Annotated in this window: 16 protein-coding genes and 1 riboswitch; of the genes, 6 read left to right on the forward strand and 10 right to left on the reverse strand. The window is 71.8% G+C overall.

Translation table 11 applies throughout. The features are described from left to right. Positions 1–64: 64 nt before the first annotated feature. Positions 65–712 (reverse strand): HD domain-containing protein, encoded by a 648-nt coding sequence (locus Acy02nite_RS22105; protein ID WP_203743458.1) that lies wholly within the window; start codon positions 710–712, stop codon positions 65–67. Between the two features lie 21 nt (positions 713–733). Here Acy02nite_RS22105 and Acy02nite_RS22110 point away from each other — a divergent pair, with 21 nt between their 5' ends. Beyond that, the gene (locus Acy02nite_RS22110) at positions 734–1,888 is read left to right on the forward strand and encodes an FUSC family protein (protein ID WP_203743460.1); all 1,155 of its coding nucleotides are present in this window, start codon (positions 734–736) and stop codon (positions 1,886–1,888) included. 72 nt (positions 1,889–1,960) lie between these two features. Further along, positions 1,961–3,697 carry a PrsW family intramembrane metalloprotease gene (locus Acy02nite_RS22115; RefSeq protein ID WP_425548243.1) on the forward strand — a complete coding sequence of 579 codons (1,737 nt, stop codon included), beginning with the start codon at positions 1,961–1,963 and terminating at the stop codon, positions 3,695–3,697. Here the strand turns inward: Acy02nite_RS22115 and Acy02nite_RS22120 are convergent. Next, positions 3,688–3,984 carry a GroES family chaperonin gene (locus Acy02nite_RS22120; RefSeq protein ID WP_203743498.1) on the reverse strand — a complete coding sequence of 99 codons (297 nt, stop codon included), beginning with the start codon at positions 3,982–3,984 and terminating at the stop codon, positions 3,688–3,690. The genes Acy02nite_RS22115 and Acy02nite_RS22120 overlap by 10 nt on opposite strands. 184 nt (positions 3,985–4,168) lie before the next feature. Between Acy02nite_RS22120 and Acy02nite_RS22125 the strand changes: the two genes are divergently transcribed. Next, positions 4,169–5,428, forward strand: a complete 1,260-nt coding sequence (locus tag Acy02nite_RS22125) for an AI-2E family transporter (RefSeq protein WP_239175088.1) — start codon at positions 4,169–4,171, stop codon at positions 5,426–5,428. A gap of 228 nt (positions 5,429–5,656) precedes the next feature. On the opposite strand, the gene Acy02nite_RS22130 is transcribed toward Acy02nite_RS22125, so the two are convergent. The 3 genes from Acy02nite_RS22130 to groL form a co-directional block, all read right to left on the reverse strand. Further along, the gene (locus Acy02nite_RS22130; protein WP_203743466.1) at positions 5,657–5,929 is read right to left on the reverse strand and encodes a DUF4031 domain-containing protein; all 273 of its coding nucleotides are present in this window, start codon (positions 5,927–5,929) and stop codon (positions 5,657–5,659) included. Further along, on the reverse strand, positions 5,926–7,725 hold the full coding sequence (locus Acy02nite_RS22135) for a glycerol-3-phosphate dehydrogenase/oxidase (RefSeq protein WP_203743468.1): 1,800 nt from the start codon (positions 7,723–7,725) through the stop codon (positions 5,926–5,928). The genes Acy02nite_RS22130 and Acy02nite_RS22135 overlap by 4 nt, the downstream gene beginning before the upstream one ends. Positions 7,726–8,510: 785 nt before the next feature. Beyond that, a complete protein-coding gene (gene groL / locus Acy02nite_RS22140; protein ID WP_203743470.1) occupies positions 8,511–10,133 on the reverse strand; it encodes a chaperonin GroEL in 1,623 nt (540 codons plus the stop codon). 397 nt (positions 10,134–10,530) lie between these two features. Between groL and Acy02nite_RS22145 the strand changes: the two genes are divergently transcribed. Together Acy02nite_RS22145 and Acy02nite_RS22150 are read left to right on the forward strand one after the other, a co-directional pair. Next, positions 10,531–11,037, forward strand: coding sequence for a GNAT family N-acetyltransferase (locus Acy02nite_RS22145; protein ID WP_203743472.1), 507 nt, complete (start codon positions 10,531–10,533; stop codon positions 11,035–11,037). Further along, the gene (locus Acy02nite_RS22150; RefSeq protein WP_203743474.1) at positions 11,037–11,513 is read left to right on the forward strand and encodes a hypothetical protein; all 477 of its coding nucleotides are present in this window, start codon (positions 11,037–11,039) and stop codon (positions 11,511–11,513) included. Before Acy02nite_RS22145 ends, Acy02nite_RS22150 begins: the two co-directional genes overlap by 1 nt. A gap of 205 nt (positions 11,514–11,718) precedes the next feature. Here the strand turns inward: Acy02nite_RS22150 and thrC are convergent, their stop codons facing one another. From thrC to Acy02nite_RS22170, 4 genes are all read right to left on the reverse strand, one after another. Next, positions 11,719–13,002, reverse strand: a complete 1,284-nt coding sequence (thrC, locus tag Acy02nite_RS22155) for a threonine synthase (RefSeq protein WP_203743476.1) — start codon at positions 13,000–13,002, stop codon at positions 11,719–11,721. Positions 13,003–13,013: 11 nt separating this feature from the next. Then, positions 13,014–13,146: riboswitch (SAM riboswitch) on the reverse strand. A 593-nt stretch (positions 13,147–13,739) separates the two neighbouring features. Beyond that, positions 13,740–14,603, reverse strand: coding sequence for an ABC transporter permease (locus Acy02nite_RS22160; RefSeq protein WP_203743478.1), 864 nt, complete (start codon positions 14,601–14,603; stop codon positions 13,740–13,742). After that, positions 14,600–17,305, reverse strand: coding sequence for an alpha/beta fold hydrolase (locus Acy02nite_RS22165; RefSeq protein WP_203743480.1), 2,706 nt, complete (start codon positions 17,303–17,305; stop codon positions 14,600–14,602). The genes Acy02nite_RS22160 and Acy02nite_RS22165 overlap by 4 nt, the downstream gene beginning before the upstream one ends. 49 nt (positions 17,306–17,354) lie before the next feature. Continuing rightward, a complete protein-coding gene (locus Acy02nite_RS22170) occupies positions 17,355–17,945 on the reverse strand; it encodes a hypothetical protein (RefSeq protein WP_203743482.1) in 591 nt (196 codons plus the stop codon). A gap of 100 nt (positions 17,946–18,045) precedes the next feature. Between Acy02nite_RS22170 and Acy02nite_RS22175 the strand changes: the two genes are divergently transcribed. Continuing rightward, positions 18,046–20,256: an AAA family ATPase gene (locus Acy02nite_RS22175; RefSeq protein WP_239175089.1), complete on the forward strand. Its 2,211-nt coding sequence runs from the start codon at positions 18,046–18,048 to the stop codon at positions 20,254–20,256. Here Acy02nite_RS22175 and Acy02nite_RS22180 read toward each other — a convergent pair. Then, a complete protein-coding gene (locus tag Acy02nite_RS22180) occupies positions 20,253–20,615 on the reverse strand; it encodes a DUF3263 domain-containing protein (RefSeq protein ID WP_203743486.1) in 363 nt (120 codons plus the stop codon). The genes Acy02nite_RS22175 and Acy02nite_RS22180 overlap by 4 nt on opposite strands. Between the last annotated feature and the right edge of the window lie 90 nt (positions 20,616–20,705).

The following is a 20,705-nucleotide window of genomic DNA, read 5'->3' on the forward strand; positions in this document are numbered from 1 at the left end:
CAGCGGAGGGTGACCACAGCGGAGAGGGGACATGAAGATCTTGAACTTGATCTTCGTGGGTTGGTCAGGCGAGCTGCTCCAGCTCGGCCCTCAGGTTGGCCTGGGCGCGTGACTCCCACTCGTCGCGGATCGGGGCGAGGCGGTAGATCGACGGGAGTTTGAGCAGCTCGTTGAGGACGCGGGAACGGCCGGCGCGGAAATCGCCGTCCGGCACGTGGGCGTACTCACGGCGGATGGCGGCCGCATAGCGGGCGTAACGCTCCTCGTCGGCGGCGAGGATCGACAGGTCGGCGTCGCAGAGCAGCTCGCCGTCGGGGTCGTTCTCCTCGGTCGCGTGGCCCGCGGTCAGGCCGACCAGCCGCGCCACCTCGGCGGCCACCTCTTCCGGCACGCCGAGGGTGACGAGCAGCCCCTGCGCGAACTCGGCGCTGTCCCGCTCGTTCGCGTCGCCGAGCGCCTTCGGGTCGTAGATCGCGTCGTGCATCCACGCGGCGAGCCGCACCCTGTCCGGGTGCGGGGCGAGCCCGGCGAACCGGTCCACCACCTCCAGCACGGCGGAGAGATGAGTCACGTCGTGATAGTGACGTTGTGGCTCGGCCCAGTGCGTCAACAGGTACTTTGCGGCGGAGTCGAGATCTGCGTCGTCCGCGGTGGCGCCGGCGCCCCGCGCCGCCGCCCGGAACTGGTCGGGCAATGATGTCACAGTGGTCATCCTGGCACGGAGGTCGCAAGCATGATCGGCGTCGCGAAGGTTCGGGTCGACGCGGCGGCGAAGCGTGCCCGCGCCGGGTTCATGCTCGCCCTGCAGGCCGGGCTGGCCGCGGGCCTCGCGTGGTATGTGGCGCATGACCTGATCGGCCGCCCGGCGCCGTTCTTCGCCCCGATCGCCGCGGTGATCACCCTGGCATCGTCGGTCGGGCAGCGGATGCGGCGCACGGCCGAGCTGGTCGCCGGGGTCGCGGTCGGCATCGGGCTCGGCGACGGGATCATCCTGCTGATCGGGACCGGGCCGGTGCAGATCGGCCTGATCGTGATCTTCGCGGTGCTGGTGGCGACCGCGGTCGGCGGGGGTTCGCCGCTGATCGTGCAGTCGGCGTCGTCGGCGGTGCTGGTCGCGACGCTGACGGTGCAGACCGGTCATCCGTGGACGAGGTTCTTCGACGCGCTGGTGGGCGGCGGGATCGGGCTCGCGGTGATGACCGTGCTGCTGCCGATCAACCCGCTGAGCGTGGTGCGGCGGGCCGCGGATCCCGCGCTGCGCGCCTTCACCGCGGGGCTGCACGAGGCGGCGCTGGGGCTCTCCGACGGCGATCCGGATGTCATCCAGGCCGCGCTGACCCGGTTGCGGTCCGCCGAGGGGACCTTCGCCAATTTCCGTACGGCCATCGAAGCCGCCAGTGAGAACGTGGCGTTCGCCCCCGCGCGCTGGCGGAACCGGGGCGCGCTGGCGCAGTACGTGGAGGGCGCGCCGCAACTGACGTACGCGCTGCGCAACGTGCGCGTGATGATCCGCCGCGCGCAGACCGCCCTGAACGACCGCGAGCGGGTCCCCGAGATGCTCCCGGCGTCGGTGCGCCACCTGGGGGACGCGGTGGACCTGCTCCGGCAGGAGTGGTCGCGCGGCGTCGAGCCGGTGGCGACCCGGGAGCGTGCGCTGCGGGCGGCCTCGGAGTCCGGGCGGGCCTACGACACCGGGGTCGGGTATTCCGGTGGCGTGGTGGTGGCCCAGATCCGGACCACGGTGGCGGATCTGCTGCGCGCGACCGGGGTGGAGTATGCGGAGGCCACCCGCCAGGTGCGGGACGCCGTCGGCTGGCGCGGGCGTCCGCACGGGGCGCGGAACCGGGCGGCCCGCTCACGGCCGGCGCCACCCCCGCCGACGGTCTGATCGATGCGTGTTCGGTCGCTTCGGCGCTCCTCGGGCACGCCCGGCGCGCCGGTGGTGACTACGCTGGCGGGCATGGCCGACGTTCCGCCGACCGGGTCGCCCGATCCGGTCTCCCAGCCCTCCTCGCCACCCTCGTCGGCCCCCTATCCGGGTGCGCCGGATTTGTCGGCTTCATCAGCCCCGCCCGAGGGACCGGCGCGTGATTCGTGGCCTTCGTCCGCTCACCTCCAGGAACCGGCGCGTGATTCGTCGGCTTCGGCCGCTCAGCCCGAGGGTTCGGGAAGCGCGCCGGCGGCCTGGCCGGCCGGCGCGGTCCCCGGCAACGTGACGGCCGTCGAGGCCCCGGCGGACGCGGTGCCGCCGTTCCCCGCCGATCCCGGGCAGACCGTCGCCCCGATCCCCGGCCGCCGCTCCGGCCTGCGCCGCTGGCTGCCCGTCACCGGCGTGATCGTGCTGATCGCCGCGGCCGCCATCGGCATGCTGATCTTCCTGGGCTACAACATCGGCCTGACCGGCCTGGCCGTCGGCCTGACCGCGGCGATCCTCCCGGTCCCCCTGCTGGCCAGCGCATTCGCCTGGCTGGACAGATATGAGCCGGAGCCGGTGAAGTACCTGATCTTCTGCTTCGCCTGGGGCGCCGCGGTGGCCACGGCGGCGGCGCTGGCCGTGAACACCGGTGCCGCCTGGCTGTTCGACAAGATCGGCCTGCCGGACGCACTGGTCGCGGTGCTGGTCGCGCCGTTCATCGAGGAGTCGATGAAGGCGCTCGGCCCGCTCCTGCTCTTCTGGCGGCGTCGCGCCGAGTGGTCCGGGATCACCGACGGCATCGTCTACTGCGGGCTCTCCGCGCTCGGCTTCGCCATGGTGGAGAACGTGCTCTACCTGGGCGGTCACGGTTACGCAGCGGGCGCCGAGCAGTACGGGCCCGCCACCGGCCTGACGAACGTGTTCCTGATCTTCATCGTGCGGATCCTGTTCACCGGCTTCGCGCACCCGCTCTTCACCTCGATGACCGGCATCGGCCTGGGCCTGGCGGCGCGTACCGCGGACCGCAACGTGCGCTGGCTCGCCCCGATCGGCGGCCTGCTGCTCGCGATGATCCTGCACGGGACGTTCAACCTGCTGCCGACGCTCTCGGCCGCCACCGGGCAGTCACTGATCATGCTGTACGGCTATCTCGGCTTCATGGTGCCGTTCTTCTTCGCGGTCGTCGGGTTCGCCATCGCGCTGCGCAGCTGGGAGGGCCGGCTCACCGAGCGGGTGCTGCACCACTACGTGCGTACCGGCTGGTTCGCGCCGCCCGAGGTGGCCGCCCTGGGCAGCCTGGGCCGGCGGCACTCGGCCCGGCAGTGGGCCAAGCGGGTGGCCGGCCCGCACGGCGGCAAGGCGATGAAGAGCTTCCAGTTCGCCGCGACCCGGCTGGCGATCCTGCGCGACGGGATGCAGCGCGGCCTGGCCGGCGATCAGAACGAGATGGTCAAAGCCACGTTCGAGGAGCGCGAGCTGCTCGGCGCGATCACCGGGTACCGGTCGGTGTTTGCCGGGCGCGACCCGCAGACGCCGCCGGCGTGGTGGGACGGGCAGCTCTACCGGATCAGCTTCCCGGACGGGGTCGTTCGCACCGTGGCGCCGCCGGCCGAGCCGGTCATGCCGGTGCCGGTGCAGCTGCCGCCGGCGTACGCCTACGGGCCGCCCCCGTTCGCGCCGCATCCCGGCCAGCAGTACCCCGGTCAGCAGTACCCCGGCCAGCAGCCCCCGCAGTACCCGGGCCCGCAATACCCCGGGCAGTACCCACCGCCCTACAAGTAGAGGCCGGTGCCGTCCGCGTTCACCCGGGTGGCCGCGACCGCGTGCACGTCCCGCTCGCGCAGCAACACGTACTCCTTGCCGTGCAGCTCCACCTCGGATCGGTCGTCCGGGTCGAAGAGGACCCGGTCACCGACCACGATCGACCGGACGTTCGGCCCCACGCCGACCGCGGTGGCCCAGGAGAGCCGCCGGCCCATCGAGGCGGTGGCGGGAATGACGATGCCAGCGGTCGAGCGGCGCTCGCCCTCCCCGCCGTCCTGGCGGACGAGGACCCGGTCGTGCAGCATCCGGATCGGCAGACCGTTGTCGGTGGTGCTGGTGGTCTCGGAACTCACGAATGCAGACGGTACGCCGCCTCCGGCCCCGACGATGCGAGTGGTCCGGATCGCGCCGTGTGGGTCGAGGGACGCTCGCGGGACGTGAGAGCACTACGGTGATGGAGTTGTCACGACGGGTCGAGGGGGTAGGCGGGTGAACCGCTTGCGACGTGTCCGGCTGAACCTGCGCAAGGCGTACGACACCGGACGGGAGGCGGCTCGGATGGCGCGGATCGAGCGGCCCCCGGAACCACCGGAGCCGGAGGAGGAGTTCATCCCGCCGCCGCCCGAGCCCGCGGTGGTGCACGGCTCGACGACCAGCCTGGACGACACGGACGTGCCGCACTCGCTGCGGATCTCCGCGGCCTGGAGCTGGCGGCTGATCGTGGTCGGGCTGGTCGGCTACGTCGGGCTGCGGTTCATCGGCCTGGTCAGCGTGGTGGTCATCCCGCTCGCGATCGCGCTGCTGCTCACCGCCCTGCTCGGCCCGGCCGTCGGCTGGCTGCTCAAACTGCACCTGCCGCGGTCGCTGGCCACCTTCCTGGTGCTGATCTGCGGGCTGGGCGCGGTCGCCGGCACGCTGACCCTGGTGGTGAACCAGTTCATCGACGGGGTTCCGCAGCTGACCGAGAAAGCCACCGCGGGCGTACGGCAGATCCAGGACTGGGCGCGGACCGGCCCGCTGCATCTCTCCGACCACCAGGTCGACCAGGCCATCGAATCGGCACAGAGCTGGATCAACGACAACACCTCGTCGCTGACCTCGACCGGCATCTCCACCGCGACGACCGTGTTCGAGCTGCTCACCGGGCTGCTGCTGGTGCTCTTCTCGACGTTCTTCTTCCTGCGCGACGGGCGCAAGATCTGGCGGTTCATCGTCCGGCTGTTCCCGGTGAACGCGCGCTGGTCGCTCGCCGACGCCGGGGACGCGTCGTGGGCCACGCTGGGAGCCTACGTCCGCGCGACGGTGCTGGTGGCGTTCATCGACGCGGTCGGCATCGGGCTCGCCCTGGTGCTGCTGAACGTCCAGTTCCCGTTCCCGCTGGCCGCCCTGGTGTTCCTCGGGGCGTTCGTGCCGATCGTCGGTGCCAGCATCTCCGGCGCGGTGGCCGTGCTGGTCGCGCTGGTCGGGCAGGGCTGGGTGGTCGCGCTGATCACGCTCGGCGCGGTGATCCTGGTCCAGCAGCTGGAGGGGCACGTCCTGCAACCGCTGATCATGGGGCGGGCGGTGGCGCTGCATCCGCTCGCGGTGATCATCGGGATTGCCTGCGGGGTGGTGCTCGCCGGGATCATCGGGGCGCTCGTCGCGGTCCCGCTGATCGCGGTCCTCAACACCGGCGTCCGGCGCCTGGCCCGACGCCGCCCGGAGATCCCCCCGGACGCCGTGGTGGTCACCGCCGGCAGCGAGACCTGAGGTTCCGGCTGGCGCTCACGGTCGTCAAACCGGCCCGCAACAACCGTGAGCACCAGCCGACGCCGCGAGCCGCGCCACGAGGCCCGGCCCGCGCGAAGCTCGCGCACCCGGCTGGCGCTCATGGTCGTCAAACAGCCTTGAAACAACCGTGAGCGCCAGCCGACGGCGCGAGCCGCGCTACGGGAGCGGGTGGAGCGGAGGTGGCGTGGGGCTGTCAGGGGGCTGGGCTCACGGCGTACGGGAAGCAAGGTGTTTGGGGCGGCGCAAGCCGGCTGCCCGCAGGCGCGCCGTCAGCTCCCGGGACGGCACCAGCGTGGCGCCGAGCCACAGAGCGGCCCGGAACCGCGCCGCCGGCACGTCGTAGTGGTCCCGGTCGAAGGCCCGCCGCGGCGACCCGAGCATCTCCGCGAAGGCGTGCAACTCGGCGTAGGAGACGTCGCTGACCAGGTGTGACCAGAGGTGGCCACGACCCGGCCAGCGCGGCTCGTCGATGAGGATCAAAGATCGATCTCGAGCAGTTCGATGCGGCGGTCGGCGGCCAGGCCGCGAACGTCGGGTGCGCCGACCCGCGCGGCATCCGCTGCCTGATCGTCGGGCATCGTCTGGGACTGGCGTTCCGCGGTGACCCGGGCCAGGTAGTGCTCGACCTCGCGCTTGCGGACCGTCTCGTCCCACCCGAGCACCTCGCCCATGATCCGCGCGGCGTGCTCGGCGGACTCGACGCCGCGGTGGACGGTCTCGAACGAGATCCGGGTGCGGCGGGTGAGCACGTCGTCGAGGTGCAGGGCGCCCTCGGCGAGCGCGGCGTACGCGATCTCGGCCGCCAGGTATTCCGGTGCGCCGTCGAGCGGCACGGCCAGCGCGGGGTCGGCCTCCATCATCGCGAGGAGGTGGACGGAAAGCGTTCCGTACCGCTCCAGCAGGTGCTCGACCACGCCGGCGGTGACGCCGTGGCGGCGGGCCATGTCCTGCCGGTCACGCCAGGCCGCGGCGTAACCGTCCGCACCGAGCAGCGGCAGTTGATCGGTGCGGGACGCCCGGAACTCGCCGCCGAGCCGGCGCACCGCCTTGTCGACCACGTCGGCGGCCATCACCCGGTACGTCGTGTACTTCCCGCCGGCGACCAGGAGCAGCCCGAGCATCGGCTCGACGACGGCGTGCTCGCGGGACAGCTTGGACGTCGAGTCGGCCTCGCCGGAGAGCAGCGGGCGCAGCCCGGCGTAGACGCCCTCGATGTCATCAGTGGTCAGCGGCCGGTCGAGCACCGTGTTGACCTGGTCGAGCAGGTATCGGATGTCGCGCGCGGACGCGGCCGGGTGGGAGCGGTCCAGCTCCCAGTCGGTGTCCGTGGTCCCGATGATCCAGTGACCGCCCCAGGGCAGCACGAACAGCACCGACGTCGCGGTGCGCAGGATCAGCCCGGCCTCCCCGGTGATCGCCGAGCGGGGCACGACCAGGTGCACACCCTTGGAGGCACGGACCCGCAGGCCGGGACGGACGCCGACGTCGCGCAGCATCTCGGACATGTCGTCGCTCCACACGCCGGTGGCGGCGACGACGGTCTTGGCGCGGACCTCGAACTCCTCCGAGCCGGGCGCCTCCAGGTCCCGCACGCGGACGCCGACGACCTCGCGCGCCTCGCGCACGAAACCGGTGACCCGGGCGCTGGTGACGACCGCGGCGCCCTGCGCGGCAGCGGTGCGGGCCAGGTTGACCACCAGGCGGGCGTCGTCCATCTGGCCGTCGTAGTAGCGGATCGCGCCGGTGATCTTGTCGGCGCGCAGGCTCGGGAACAGGCGACGGGCGCCGTCCCGGCTCAGGTGCCGGTGCAACGGCATGCCCCGGCCGCCGCCGAAGATCCCGGCGAACACGTCGTAGGCGGCCACGCCGAGCCCGTAGTAGGCCCGCTGCCAGACCCGTTTCGGCGGGCTCGCCGACGGCAGCGGCACCAGGATCGGCACCGGGCGGACCAGGTGCGGGGCGAGCCGGGTGGCGAGCAGGCCGCGCTCGGTGAGCGCCTCGTGCACCAGGTGCAGCTCGAGCTGCTCCAGGTAGCGCAGGCCACCGTGGATGAGCTTGCTGGAGCGGCTGGAGGTGCCGGCGGCGAAGTCACGTGCCTCGACCAGCGCCACCTTCAGGCCGCGGGCGGCGGCGTCGACGGCCGCGCCGGCGCCGGTGACGCCGGCGCCGACCACCAGGACGTCGAAGTTTTCGTCACGCAGCCGCCGCAGGTCGGACGCGCGGCGGATCGGGGAGAGACGGCCGGCCGTGTAGCGGGAGACGGAGGGATCACGCACCCGTCCCACGTTAGCCCTCACCGGTGTCACCCAGGCGGAGGAATGTGGTCGGCCCCACACGAGTCATCAGCGGTCGGAGCCCGGCGGGGCCGCGAGGCTAGGTGGCGCCCTTCCCGACGGCGGTGAGCATCTCGTCGACCGAGGCCGCCGGATCGGTGGCCTGATCGCGGGCGCGCTGGCCGGGCCGCTGGGCGCGCGGACGACGCTGCTGGTGTTCGGCGCGCTGACCGCGGTGTCGCCGCTGATCTACCTGCTCTCCCCGATCCGCGGACTCCACAACCTCGAAGACCTTCCCACCCCCAAGATCCTTTCCCGTACGCCGTGAGCCCTGCCGCCCGAGCCCGCAACCCGCATGCCGTGTGCCGTGCACGTCCGCAAGCCGCGGGCCGTGCGAGTCGGCGTGCCGCAGTGCCGTGCGAGTCCCGCAAGCCGCTGTGCCGTGCGAGTCCCGCGCGAGGCCGCGCCCGGCTCAGGCCGCTGCGCGCGTCACGGTTCTGGCTGGTGCTCACGGTTGTTATGAGGCACGAACAACAACCGTGAGCACCAGCCAGAAGCCGCAGGCGCGCCGCGGCCCGGCGCCGGGACGGCCTCGCGCGCGGACACCGCGGGACTCGGCTCACGCCGTACCGGGCAATGATCGTGAAATGCCGGATCCGCGCCGAACTGCGCTGACCGGAAGCTGCGCCGAACGGATCCGCGTGGACCCGGCCGGGAACCGAGCCGGAACGGAAAAGGCGGGCCGCCGAAGCGACCCGCCTTTCTCAGTTACTACGTGACGGCTGGACTCAGAAGTCCATGTCGCCGCCGCCGGGGGCGCCGGCCGGGGCCGGGTTCTTCTCCGGCTTGTCGGCCACGACGGCCTCGGTGGTCAGGAACAGCGCGGCGATCGACGCGGCGTTCTGCAGCGCCGAGCGGGTGACCTTGGCCGGGTCGATGATGCCCGCGGCCAGCAGGTCGACATACTCACCGGTCGCGGCGTTCAGGCCGTGACCCACGGGGAGGTTGCGCACCTTCTCCACGACGACGCCGCCCTCGAGGCCGGCGTTCACGGCGATCTGACGCAGCGGGGCGTCGAGCGCGACCTTGACGATGTTCGCGCCGGTCGCCTCGTCGCCGACCAGGTCCAGCTTGTCGAACGCGGTCTTGCCGGCCTGAACCAGCGCGACGCCACCACCGGGGACGATGCCCTCCTCGACGGCCGCCTTCGCGTTGCGAACGGCGTCCTCGATGCGGTGCTTGCGCTCCTTCAGCTCGACCTCGGTGGCCGCGCCGACCTTGATGACCGCAACGCCGCCGGCCAGCTTGGCCAGGCGCTCCTGCAGCTTCTCACGGTCGTAGTCGGAGTCCGAGCGCTCGATCTCGGCGCGGATCTGGTTGACCCGGCCCTGGATCTGCTCGGCGTTGCCGGCGCCGTCGACGATGGTGGTCTCGTCCTTGGTGATGACGATCTTGCGGGCGGAGCCCAGCAGCGACAGGTCGGCGGCGTCGAGCTTGAGGCCGACCTCCTCGCTGATGACGGCGCCACCGGTGAGGATCGCGATGTCCTCGAGCATGGCCTTGCGGCGGTCACCGAAGCCCGGCGCCTTGACGGCGACAGACTTGAAGGTGCCACGGACCTTGTTCACGACCAGGGTGGCCAGGGCCTCGCCCTCGACGTCCTCGGCGATGATCACCAGCGGCTTGCCGGACTGCATGACCTTCTCGAGGATCGGCAGCAGGTCCTTGACCGCGGAGATCTTGCTGTTCGCGATGAGAATGTACGGGTCGTCGAAGACGGCCTCCATACGCTCCGCGTCGGTCATGAAGTAGGCCGAGACGTAGCCCTTGTCGAAGCGCATGCCCTCGGTGAGCTCCAGCTCCAGCCCGAAGGTGTTGCTCTCCTCGACGGTGATGACGCCTTCCTTGCCGACCTTGTCCATGGCCTCGGCGATGATCTCGCCGACCGTGGAGTCACCGGCGGAGATGGAGGCGGTGGAGGCGATCTGCTCCTTGGTCTCCACATCCTTGGCCAGCTGCGACAGGGCCTCGGAGACGCTGGCGACAGCAGCCTCGATGCCACGCTTGAGTCCCAGCGGGTTCGCACCGGCCGCCACGTTGCGCAGACCCTCGCGGACCAGCGCCTGGGCCAGCACGGTCGCCGTCGTCGTGCCGTCACCGGCAACGTCGTCGGTCTTCTTGGCGACCTCCTTGACCAGCTCGGCGCCGATCTTCTCGAAGGTGCCCTCGAGCTCGATCTCCTTGGCGATGGATACACCATCGTTGGTGATCGTGGGCGCGCCCCACTTCTTCTCGAGGACGACGTTGCGACCCTTCGGGCCGAGCGTCACCTTCACGGCGTCGGCGAGCTGGTTCATGCCGCTCTCGAGGCCGCGACGGGCTTCCTCGTCGAATGCAATGATCTTGGCCATACGGCGTTGTCCTCCCGGACATCCGCGGCGCCGGGCCTCGTCGGCCCCGCCCGCACATTATGCAAGTCTGCGGACGTCACCACCTGGCGATGTGACGTCCCTCAGGCCGAGCCGGATAGCCCGCGACGACCGGTTTCGTGTCCCGGCACCGATGGCGGCGCCGCGACCGGAACCCCTCCGTCCCGACCTGATTGGCACTCACGGGTCGCGAGTGCCAATCACTTGTTTAGCACTCCCAGGTACCGAGTGCAAGAAACCCCATCTTCCCGCGAAAGCCACGGCCCGGCCCGCGAACCGGCTAAAGATCTTCAGCCCCAGGTCAGGGAACTTCCCGGCACCGGTCTCGTTTACGGCAAGAAGGTTGCTCACACCCGCCGCTGGGAGTAGTCAGGACGACATGGAGAGTTGGACCGTACGCCGGGTCACCGCCCACGACGCCGGGCGGATGCGCGCCCTGCGGCTCGAGATGCTGGCCGACAGTCCCCTCGCCTACCTGGAGACCCTGGCCCAGGCGGCGTCCCGCCCCCACGAGGGCTACCGGCAGCGCCTCGCCATGGCGGCCGCGGGCCCGCGGCTGTCGCAGTTCGTCGCCGATCCGGGTGACGGGCCCCTGATCGGGCACGCCGGTGGCACCGAGATCCTGGACGAGCCGCTGGTCACCGTCGTGTTCTCGGTCTACCTGACCCCGCGGCACCGGGGCGGGAAGGTGCTCGCCGCCCTGGTCGAGGCGGTCGCCGACTGGTCGACCGCGGCCGGGCGCCACGAGTTGATGCTCGAGGTGGTCGTGGGCAACGATCGGGCCGTCCGGGCGTACGAGAAACTGGGTTTCGAAGACACCGGCGTGCGACTGCCGCATCCCACGGTGCCGGTCATGACCCAGCTCCAGATGCGCAGGCGGATCTGATGACCACCCCGCGCCGGCACCTCGCGCGGACCGTGCTGACCGCCGCGAACGGGACGACCGGCGCCGGCCTGCTGCTGGCCCTGATCACCCGGACGAGGGTCCGCCGCGGGCGCGACGGGGTGCTGATCGCCGAGGGCTGGCGGCTGCCGGTCCCGCCGGCGTCCTGCTTCACGATCGGCTCGGTGATCATCACGCGGCGCAGCGCGGAGTGGCTGCTCGCCGAGGAACGCGCCGCGCTGCTCGCGCACGAGAGCCGGCACGCCGGGCAGTACGCGGTGCTCGGCCCGCTCTTCTTCCCGGCGTACTGGGTCGCTTGTGGCTGGTCCTATGCGACGACCGGGTCGTGGGGCGTGCGCAACTGGTTCGAACGCCACGCCGGGCTGCTCGACGGCGGTTATCCGGAGGAGCTGCCACTGCGGCCGTGGCTGCGCAGGATTTGGTCGGGAGGACGGAACGCACAGCGCCTCCGGCCGTAGCCATTGGGTCAGCGCTGGGATCGTCGGGACCCTCGGAGATTGTCGCCAAGCTCAGGTGAGGGGCCACTTACGGCGTCGCGTCCTCCCGCGACAAGCATCCTGCCGATCCGGAGATCGGCGCGCAAGTCCTCGGAGGAAGGAATCTTCGACAACCGGCAGATGACCGGTTACCGACAGTTATCCCGCCAGGTCCGCTCCGCGGAGGTCAGCCGAGGAGACCTGCCTCACGAGCACCCCGCAGCGACGGCTTGATCCGGTGCGTCGGGCCGGCCTCGGCGGCGATCGCGTCCAGCGTCTTCAGTCCCTCGCCGGTGTTGTAGACGACCGTCTCCTTCGACGGGTCCAGCCTGCCGCTCTCCACCAGCTTCTGCAGCACCGCGACGGTGGTGCCACCGGCGGTCTCGGCGAACACGCCGGTGGTCCGGGCGAGCAGCTTGATGCCCGCACGGATCTCCTCGTCGTTCGCATAGTCCATCCAGCCACCGGTGCGGCGGACCGCCTCGATCGCGTACGGCCCGGCGGCCGGGTCGCCGATGTTCAACGACTTCGCGATGCCGGTCGGCTTCACCGGGGTGATCACGTCGGTGTCGTTGTGCAGCGCCACAGCGATCGGGTTGCAGCCCTGCGACTGCGCGCCGAAGACCGTCCAGCCGCCCTCCGGAGCCTCGGCCAGTCCGATCTCGACCAGCTCGCTGAACGCCTTGTCCACCTTGGTGAGCAGCTCACCGGAGGCCATCGGGATGACCACCTGCGCCGGGATCCGCCAGCCCAGCTGCTCGGCGACCTCGTAGCCCAGCGTCTTGGAGCCCTCGGCGTAGAACGGGCGGACATTCACGTTGACGAACGCGGTGTCCTCGAACTCGTCGGTCTCCACCAGCTCGCTGCAGAGCCGGTTCACATCGTCGTAGGAACCCTCGATCGCGACCAGCTCGCCACCGTAGACAGCGGTCGTGACGACCTTGCCCTGCTCCAGGTCACTCGGGATGAACACGATGCTCGGCACCCCGGCCCGGGCCGCGTGGGCGGCCACCGAGTTCGCCAGGTTGCCGGTCGACGCGCACGAGAAGCGGGTGAAGCCCAGCTCCTTCGCCGCGGTCAGCGCCACCGACACGACCCGGTCCTTGAACGAGTGCGTCGGGTTCTGCGAGTCGTCCTTGATCCAGAGCTGCGCCGTGATGCCCAGCTCGGCAGCCAGCTGCGGGGCACTGACCAGCGGCGTCAGGCCCGGGTCCAGGGTCACCCGGGTCGCTGGGTCCTGCCCCGCGGGCAGCAGCGCCGCGTAGCGCCAGATGTTCTGCGGGCCCGCCTCGATCTGGGCCCGGGTCACCCGCGCGAGAGCGGCCTCGTCGTAGGCCACCTCGAGCGGGCCGAAACACTCGTAACAGGCGTGCTGGGCGGCCAGCGGGTACTCCGCGCCGCACGCACGGCACACGAGACCGCGGGCGGGCGAGGTGGTGATAGCAGCAGGTGCACTGACGGTAGACGTCATCGAGGCCTTCCCTCTCATCTTTCCCGGCGGCGACCTGCCGCGGGGACGGAATTAGCACCTGCCGCATGCGGCCTCGTCATCGAGACATACGCGGTGGTTGCCGGGGCTTCACAGGGCCGTTCCCTCTGCCCCTCTGGATGAGGTATTCAGTTGTTTCCCGAAGCTTACGACGAGACTTCGGGATCTCCCCAGTGAGTTCCCGAGGTGTGAGCGACCTCCTTCATCGGCCCGGCCGGCTCGAGCCTTCGAAGATCCAGTTCAAGATCTTCAGGTCCCCTCTCCGCTGTGGTCCGGATCGTCGCTCCCGCGGGGACCCTTGCGGGCTTCGCAGGGCCGTGGCCGGCCCAGAACGCGAAACCCGGAAGGGCGGCCTCCGCGGGTGGGCACGCTCAGAGCACAAAACCCGCCGCCGCGCGCAAGCCGGCCGCCGAGCCCTGCCACCCGGAGCCCGCACCCCCCGCCGCTGGTCCCGCAGGCGGCGCGCTCACGTTCCCGGCTGGTTCTCATGGGCGCTATTCGTGCCTCATAACGCCCATGAGAACCAGCTGACAACCGCAACCCGCGGCGGCGAGCTCGACCAGGGTCGGCCTCGCGTAGACGCGTGAATTCAGCGGGCGGCGGCGAACCTCAGGTGCCGGACGGCCACGGCGGGATTGCTCGGCACGGCCGGCCGCCTACCGAAGCCGGCGTCCGGCCGATCGGCTCGAGCCGCTCGAGTCGGCAGCCGGGTGAGCGGCTCAGGAGGTGACGTCCTTGCGGGTGAAGCGGTAGAACGCCGCGCCCCAGAAGACGACCGCGTAGATGATCGCCGAGATGGCACCCTTGGCAAGGTCCTCGGTCTGGACCGGGGTGGAGAGCAGACCCATCCACGCGTCGCTGTAGTGGGTGGGCAGCGCGTTGCGGATCGAGCCGAGGGCGGTGATCTGGTCGAGGATGCTGGACAGGATCCAGAGCAGCACGGCGCCGCCGACCGCGCCCAGGGCCGCGTCGGTGAGCACCGAGAGCAGGAACGCCAGCCCGGCCACGACGAGCAGGATCACGGCGAGGTAGGCGAGGATCCCGAGCAGCCGCAGCACGCCCTGACCGGGCGGGATCTGCGCGGCGATCGTGCTGCCGAGCGGATGCCAGCCGTAGCGCAGCGTCCCGACCAGCAGGCCTGTCCCGGCCAGCAGGAACAGGGCGAACAGCGCATACCCCAGCGCGACCAGCAGCTTGACCGCGAGCAGCCGCGCCCGCGGGACGGGGATCGCCAGCAGATAGCGCAGGCTGCCCCAGCTCGCCTCGCTGGCCACGGTGTCCCCGGCGAAGAGCGCGAAGACCACCACGAGCAGGAAGCCGGCCGAGACCGCGAGGCAGAACAGGGCGAAGTTCAGCCCGCCGGAGGTGGCCAGGTCGACGAGGCTGCTGAACGCGCCGCCACCGTTCTGGTCGTCGTCACCGTTCCCGCCGCCGAACTCGAAGGCGACCAGAATGATCAGCGGGAGCAGCACCATGAAGCCGAGCGCCAGCTGGGTGCGCCGCCGGGACGCCTGGCGGCGGATCTCGGCGGCGATCGGCAGAGTGCGGGACGGGCGGTACCCCGTCGCGGCCGAAGTGCTCATCGGTCCCCACTTCCCCGGGAGTTGTCGCCGACCAGGGCGAGGAACGCGTCCTCCAGGCGGCGGCGCGGGACCACCCGGTCGACGCCGACGCCCGCGCGCACCAGCGACGCGACCACCTCGGCGCGCGGGGTGCCGTTCATGTCCACGATCAGGCCGGTGGCGCCGTCCGGAGTCACCGAGCGGACGCCCAGGCCGGTGAGGATCTCGGTGGCCGCCGGGACGTCGGTGACGTCGATGGCGACCGACGGCGACTCGCCGACGATGTCGTCGACCGGGCCGGACGCCACGATCCGGCCCTTGTTGACCACGACGGCGTGGGTGCACGTCTGCTCGACCTCGGCGAGGAGGTGGCTGGAGACGAGCACGGCACGGCCGTCGGTGGCGTACCGCTGCAGGACCCGGCGCATCTCGGCGATCTGCGGCGGGTCGAGCCCGTCGGTCGGCTCGTCGAGCACCAGCAGCTCGGGCAGGCCGAGCATGGCCTGGGCAATGGCGAGCCGCTGGCGCATGCCGTGGCTGTAGTTCTTCGTCTTCCGGTGCACCGACGAGCCGAGGCCGGCGATCTCCAGGGCCTCGTCGAAGCGGGCGTCCTCCCACGGGCGGCCGGTGGCCCGCCAGTACGCCTCCAGGTTCTGCTGACCGGTCAGGTGGGGCAGGAAGCCGGGGCCCTCGACCAGCGCGCCGACCCGGGAGAGGATCTGCGCGCCGGGGACCAGCCGGTGCCCGAAGACGTGGATCTCGCCGGCGGTCGGGGTGGTCAGGCCCATCAGCACCCGCAGCGTGGTGGTCTTGCCGGCGCCGTTCGGCCCGAGCAGGCCGACGACCTGGCCGCGCTCGACGGTGAACCCGATCTCCTCGACGGCGACGAACCCGTCCTTGTACGCCTTGCGCAGCCCGCTGACGACCAGCGGGGTGTCCGCCAGCTCGGCGTTGACCGTGGTGACCCGCCGGCGGCGGCGCGCCCGGCGGACGATCGACAGGATCGCGAGCCCGAGGAGCACGGCCACGATCAGCGCTCCCAGGGCGTACCAGTAGATGGCCGCCGGTGAGGCGATCGCCGTGCCGGTCAGGGTCGGCAGCGTCACTTGCCCGTCGACCGCGACGGTGTAGGTCGCCGGGGCGGCCGGGGTGAGGAACGCCTGGTCGGAGGTGGCGACGACGACCTGCAGGGTGTGCCCGGCCTCGAGCTGCCGGACGATCGCCGGCAGCGTCACCGTCACCGGCTGCGCCGCGCCGATCTCGGCAGGCAGGCCGGTGAGCCGGACCGGGGCGGCCAGCCCGGCGCTGAGCGTCGGCGTGCCGCCCTGGTCGAGGTCGTAGAGCTTGACGAACAGCACCGCCTCGCCCGTCGGTGACGCCGCCCGCAACCGCAGCGTCGGTGACCCGGCGACGTTGATCGTGCTGGTCAGCGGCGCGCTCACGAACGTGGCGTGCTGCCCCGGCAGGTCGGTGGCGACGTTGCCGCTGAGCAGCGAGGAGAGGCGGCTGCCGAGGCCGGGCAGCGACGAGATCGCGCCGGGGTTGCCGTTGGGCGGGTTGGCGATCGGCTGCGCCTGGCCGGTGACGGTGACCTCGGTGGTGCCGCTGCCGGTGACCCCCGGGTAGGCCGGCGTCGAATACCCGTTGGTGACCAGGTCGCGGTCCAGGGCGCTGAAGCCGGCCACCCGCGACCAGGTGAAGTCGTCGCCGGGGGCCGCGCCCTCGCCCTTCAGGTAGTGGTCGAGCCATTGGGCGGTCAGATACTTCACCCGGTCCTGATCCGAGCGGGGCCCGGCGCCCCCGTCGTGGCCGCCGGTGAACCAGGCGACCTTGACCGGGGTGCCGGTGGCAGCGATGCCCCTGGCGTTCTGATCCGCCTCGGAGAGCGGGAAGAGCGTGTCGACCGCGCCCTGGATGAGCAGCGACGGCGCCTTGATCTTGTCGAGCACGGTGGCCGGGCTGGACCTGCGCAACAGGTCGAGGGAGGCCTGGTCGGGAGTGCCGGTCGTGGCCATCGACAGGTAGGCCGCGCACACGTCGGCGGCGAACCGCCCGCAGGCCGGGTTGTCCCCGCCGGAGCTGGAGCCGAAGAAGACCCCGGCCCAGCCCTTCTTGAACACGCCGGTCGCGCTGGTCGCCGCGGACTGCGGCAGGAAGGCGCGGCTCAGGTCGTTCCAGGTGATCGACGGCACGATCGCGTCGACCCGCTGGTCCTGCCCGGCGAGCAGCAGCGCGAGGGCACCGCCGTAGGAGCCGCCGATCACCCCGACCCGCGGGTCACCGGCCGCGTCGGTCTGCACCTCGGGGCGCTGGGCCAGCCAGTCGAGCAGCCGCTGCGCGTCCTTGACCTCCCAATCCGGGCTGTCGAGGTGGATCTCGCCGGTGCTGGCGCCGAAGCCCTGCGCGGTCCAGGTGAGCACCGCGTAACCCCGGGCCGCCAGCGACTCGGCATCCGAGCGGACCGAGTCCTTGGACCCGCCGAACCCGTGTGCGAGCAGCACAGCGGGCACCTTCCCGGAGCGTTCCCGCGGCAACAGGAAACGCGCGTCGAGGTCGACCGGCTGGTCGTCGGCGGGGCCGGAGCGGACGCTGATCCGCAGGTCCTGAGCTGTCCAGTCGGCCCGCTCGGGCAGCACGGCCCAGACGGTCGCGGCAGCGATCAGCACGAGCGCCACCGCGGCGGTGACCGCCCGGCGCCGGGTCACCCGGGGTAACGCAGACATGGCGCCCAACCTATCCGGGCCCGCCTGAGCAGGACCTGTGAAGCCCGGGTCAGCAGCCCTGACCGGTAGTGAACAGCTTCGTCACGGTCGCGGCGTCACCCGCGGTCACCGCGACCACCTTGTCCGCCTTGATCTCGAAGAGCAGCGTGTTCGACTCGGACGGGACGGAGTAACCGGTCGCCCCGCCGAGGCCGGTGACCGTGCCGCCGCCGGGGTAGGCCGCCTGCACCTCGGCCAGGCTCCGGCCGATCGGGGAGCCCTCGCCGGCGGTCACCCGGACCTGCGTCAGCTTGCCCTGCGAGAAGGTCAGCGCGGGCGGGTTGAAGATCGTTGACCCGGTCGCGGTGGCGCAGCCGCCACCGGTGTCCTTGACCGATTCGATCAGGCCGTCGCCCTCGAGCTCGGTGCGGGCGGCGCCGACCTCGAACGCCCCGTAGCCGGTGGCCGCGATCGTGTCCGCCTCCGAGCGGGACGGAGCGCTGGGCGACTCCGGCAGATCGATCTTGGGTCCGAGACTCTCCTCCAGCGACGCGGACGGCGCGGCGGGCGACGCCTTCGCCTCCGGTGACTTGTCGTCGGTGCAACCGGCCAGGCCGGCGGCGAGCATCACAGCGGTCAGCACAACCAGATGGCGCTTCATGGGCACAGCCTTTCCCCCGTCGCCACGGGGCGGCCCGGCCGAGCCCATGGCGGATAGCGTTGACACCCTCAGCCCCAGACGATCAATCGGAGGCATCGCGGTGGCAGATGATCTCACGCTGACCGTGACGTTGCGGCCCGCGGCCCTGGACGCGCGGCGTGGCATCGTCCGGTTGCACCCGGAGGTGATGGCCGCCCTGACCCTGAGCCAGGGCGACCCGGTCCGGCTGACCGGCACCCGGGTGACCGCCGGGATCGTGGCCCGGGCCGAGGCCGGCGCCAGCCGCGCGCTGCTCTACGCCGACGACCTCACTCTCGGCAACCTCGGCATGCGTGACGGCGGGCAGGTCACGATCACTCCGATCCCGTTGACCGGGGCACGGCGGGTCACCCTGGCCGGTCCGCCGGAGATCGTCGCCGTGGTCACCCCGGAGATGCTGCGCCTGGCGCTGCTCGGCAAGGTGGTCAGCGCCGGTGACGACGTGTCGCTGCTGCCGCAGGACGTGCTGCCCGAGCTCGGGCACCGGCTGCTGGTCGAGGGGGCCCGGCGGAGCCTGGCGAACCGGGTGGGCTACGCGTGGACCACCACCCTGCTCACCGTCGTCGCCGTCGAGGACGCGGACGCGGCGCTGGTCACCATGGACACCGTGGTCGGCTGGCAGGACGGCCCGTCGGCGACCCCGGCCGGCCCGGTCGTGGTGCGTGTCGCCCCGGCCACGGCGACCGCCGCCGCCACCGACGAGGAGCTGACGCCGGGCATCGACGACCTGCCCGGTCTGCGTGCCCAGGCCAAGGAGCTGGAGGAGCTGCTCGACCTCGGCTTCAACCACAAGGAGGTGCTGCGCAAGCTGGACACCAAGGTGAGCCTCGGGGTCCTGCTCTGCGGCCCGTCCGGGTCCGGCAAGTCCGACCTGGTCCGGGCCGTCGGCGCCAAGGTCGGTGCGATCGTGCACTCGGTGTGGGGCCCGGAGCTGGCCGCGCTCACCGACGACGCGGCCGCGCGCCGGCTGCGCGCGTTGATCGCGGAGCTGCGCGGCGACCGGCCCGAGGTGCTGCTGATCTCGGACGTCGAGGCGCTCACGCCGCGGGAGGAACCGGGGCCGATCTCGATCGTGTTCCGCCAGTTGCTCGGTGAGGCGGTGGGCCGGGGCGTGGCGATCGTCTGCACCACCGGGAAGCCGGAGTCGGTCGACCCGTCGTTGCGCGCTCCGGACCTGCTCGCGGTGCAGATCACCGTGCCGCTGCCGGACGCCGCGATGCGCCACGAGCAGCTCCAGGTGCTGACCCGCCGGATGGAGCGGGCCGACGACGTGCGGCTGGAGGACGTGGCCGGACGCACCCCCGGGTTCGTGGCGGCCGATCTGCGGGCGCTGGTGCGGGAGGCCGGGGTGCGGGCCGCGCTGCGCCAGAAGGAGTCGGACGCGCCGTCGGTGACGATGGCCGACTTCGAGGCCGCGCTGGACGTGGTCCGGCCCACCTCGATGGCCGAGTCCACCCTGGAGGTCGCCGCGGTCACCCTGGACGACGTCGGTGACATGGCCGAGGTCAAGGAGGTGCTGACCGAGTCGGTGCTGTGGCCGCTGAACTATCCGGACACGTTCGCCCGGCTCGGGGTCTCGCCGCCGCGCGGGGTGCTGCTCTACGGCCCGCCCGGCTGCGGCAAGACGTACCTGGTGAAGGCGATCGCCGGCACGGGCAAGGCGAACGTGCTCTCGGTCAAGGGCGCCGAACTGCTCAGCAAGTGGGTCGGCGACAGTGAGCGGGCGGTGCGTGAGCTGTTCCGCCGGGCCCGGGAGGCCGCGCCGACGCTGGTCTTCCTGGACGAGGTGGACGCGCTCGCCCCGGCCCGCGGCCAGGGCACCGACGGCGGGGTCACCGACCGGGTCGTCGCGGCGCTGCTCACCGAGCTGGACGGGGTGGAGGATCTGCGCAACGTGGTGGTGATCGGCGCCACCAACCGCCCGGATCTGATCGACCCGGCGCTGCTGCGGCCCGGCCGACTGGAACGTCTGATCTACGTTCCGCCGCCGGACGGGGCGGCACGGGCCGCGATCCTGCGGGCGTCGGCACGGTCCGTGCCGCTGGACGAGGCGGTGGACCTGGACGCGCTCGGCGAGGAGCTGGCCGGTTTCTCGGCGGCGGACTGCGCGGCGCTGATCCGGGAGGCGGCGCTGGCCGCGATGCGCGAGTCGCTGGAGGCCTCGACGGTTACCCTGGCGAATGTGACAGCGGCTCAGAGACGTGTCCGGCCGTCACTCGACGCCGCGCAGGTCGCATGGCTGGAGACGTACGCCGAGAAGCGTCAGGCTTAGCGGCGGCGGGTGCGCGCCCGGGTGGATCGCAGCCGTCGCAGGCGGCCGATCAGCACGGGGTCCCGCTCCAGGGCCGCGGGGTTGTCGAGCAGGGCGTTGAGGAGCTGGTAATACCGCGTCGAGGAGAGACCGAACGCATCCTTGATGGCCTGCTCCTTGGCGCCGGCGTGCTTCCACCACTTCGCCTCGAACGCGAGGATCTGCTCGTCGCGCTCGGAGAGGGCGGGTGCCGCCGGCGCGTCGGCTTTCTCCTCGACGACGGGTGCCGGCAGCGCGTCGGGTTCCGCCGTGCGCGGCGCGGGGATGTGCTGCTGCTCCTCGACCGGCTGGTCACCGGTCGGTTCGGCGGCGGGCTGCATGGCACTCCCCTGACGGAAGACATCGGTGACTGCGGATCTGTTGCGTGGAGATCACCAGCATAATGGCCACCGGCGATCTCCGCGTACGCT

The sequence above is a fragment of the Actinoplanes cyaneus genome (assembly GCF_016862095.1).
GTDB classification, from domain to species: Bacteria; Actinomycetota; Actinomycetes; order Mycobacteriales; family Micromonosporaceae; genus Actinoplanes; species Actinoplanes cyaneus.

Excerpts from the sequence above, each read along its gene's own strand:
- Acy02nite_RS22170 (WP_203743482.1), bottom strand. The coding sequence starts at position 17,945 with ATGAAGCGCCATCTGGTTGTGCTGACCGCTGTGATGCTCGCCGCCGGC.
- Acy02nite_RS22110 (WP_203743460.1), top strand. The coding sequence starts at position 734 with ATGATCGGCGTCGCGAAGGTTCGGGTCGACGCGGCGGCGAAGCGTGCC.
- Acy02nite_RS22180 (WP_203743486.1), bottom strand. The coding sequence starts at position 20,615 with ATGCAGCCCGCCGCCGAACCGACCGGTGACCAGCCGGTCGAGGAGCAG.
- groL (WP_203743470.1), bottom strand. The coding sequence starts at position 10,133 with ATGGCCAAGATCATTGCATTCGACGAGGAAGCCCGTCGCGGCCTCGAG.
- Acy02nite_RS22115 (WP_425548243.1), top strand. The coding sequence starts at position 1,961 with ATGGCCGACGTTCCGCCGACCGGGTCGCCCGATCCGGTCTCCCAGCCC.
- Acy02nite_RS22145 (WP_203743472.1), top strand. The coding sequence starts at position 10,531 with ATGGAGAGTTGGACCGTACGCCGGGTCACCGCCCACGACGCCGGGCGG.
- Acy02nite_RS22120 (WP_203743498.1), bottom strand. The coding sequence starts at position 3,984 with ATGCTGCACGACCGGGTCCTCGTCCGCCAGGACGGCGGGGAGGGCGAG.
- Acy02nite_RS22165 (WP_203743480.1), bottom strand. The coding sequence starts at position 17,305 with ATGTCTGCGTTACCCCGGGTGACCCGGCGCCGGGCGGTCACCGCCGCG.
- Acy02nite_RS22160 (WP_203743478.1), bottom strand. The coding sequence starts at position 14,603 with ATGAGCACTTCGGCCGCGACGGGGTACCGCCCGTCCCGCACTCTGCCG.
- thrC (WP_203743476.1), bottom strand. The coding sequence starts at position 13,002 with ATGACGTCTACCGTCAGTGCACCTGCTGCTATCACCACCTCGCCCGCC.
- Acy02nite_RS22150 (WP_203743474.1), top strand. The coding sequence starts at position 11,037 with ATGACCACCCCGCGCCGGCACCTCGCGCGGACCGTGCTGACCGCCGCG.
- Acy02nite_RS22105 (WP_203743458.1), bottom strand. The coding sequence starts at position 712 with ATGACCACTGTGACATCATTGCCCGACCAGTTCCGGGCGGCGGCGCGG.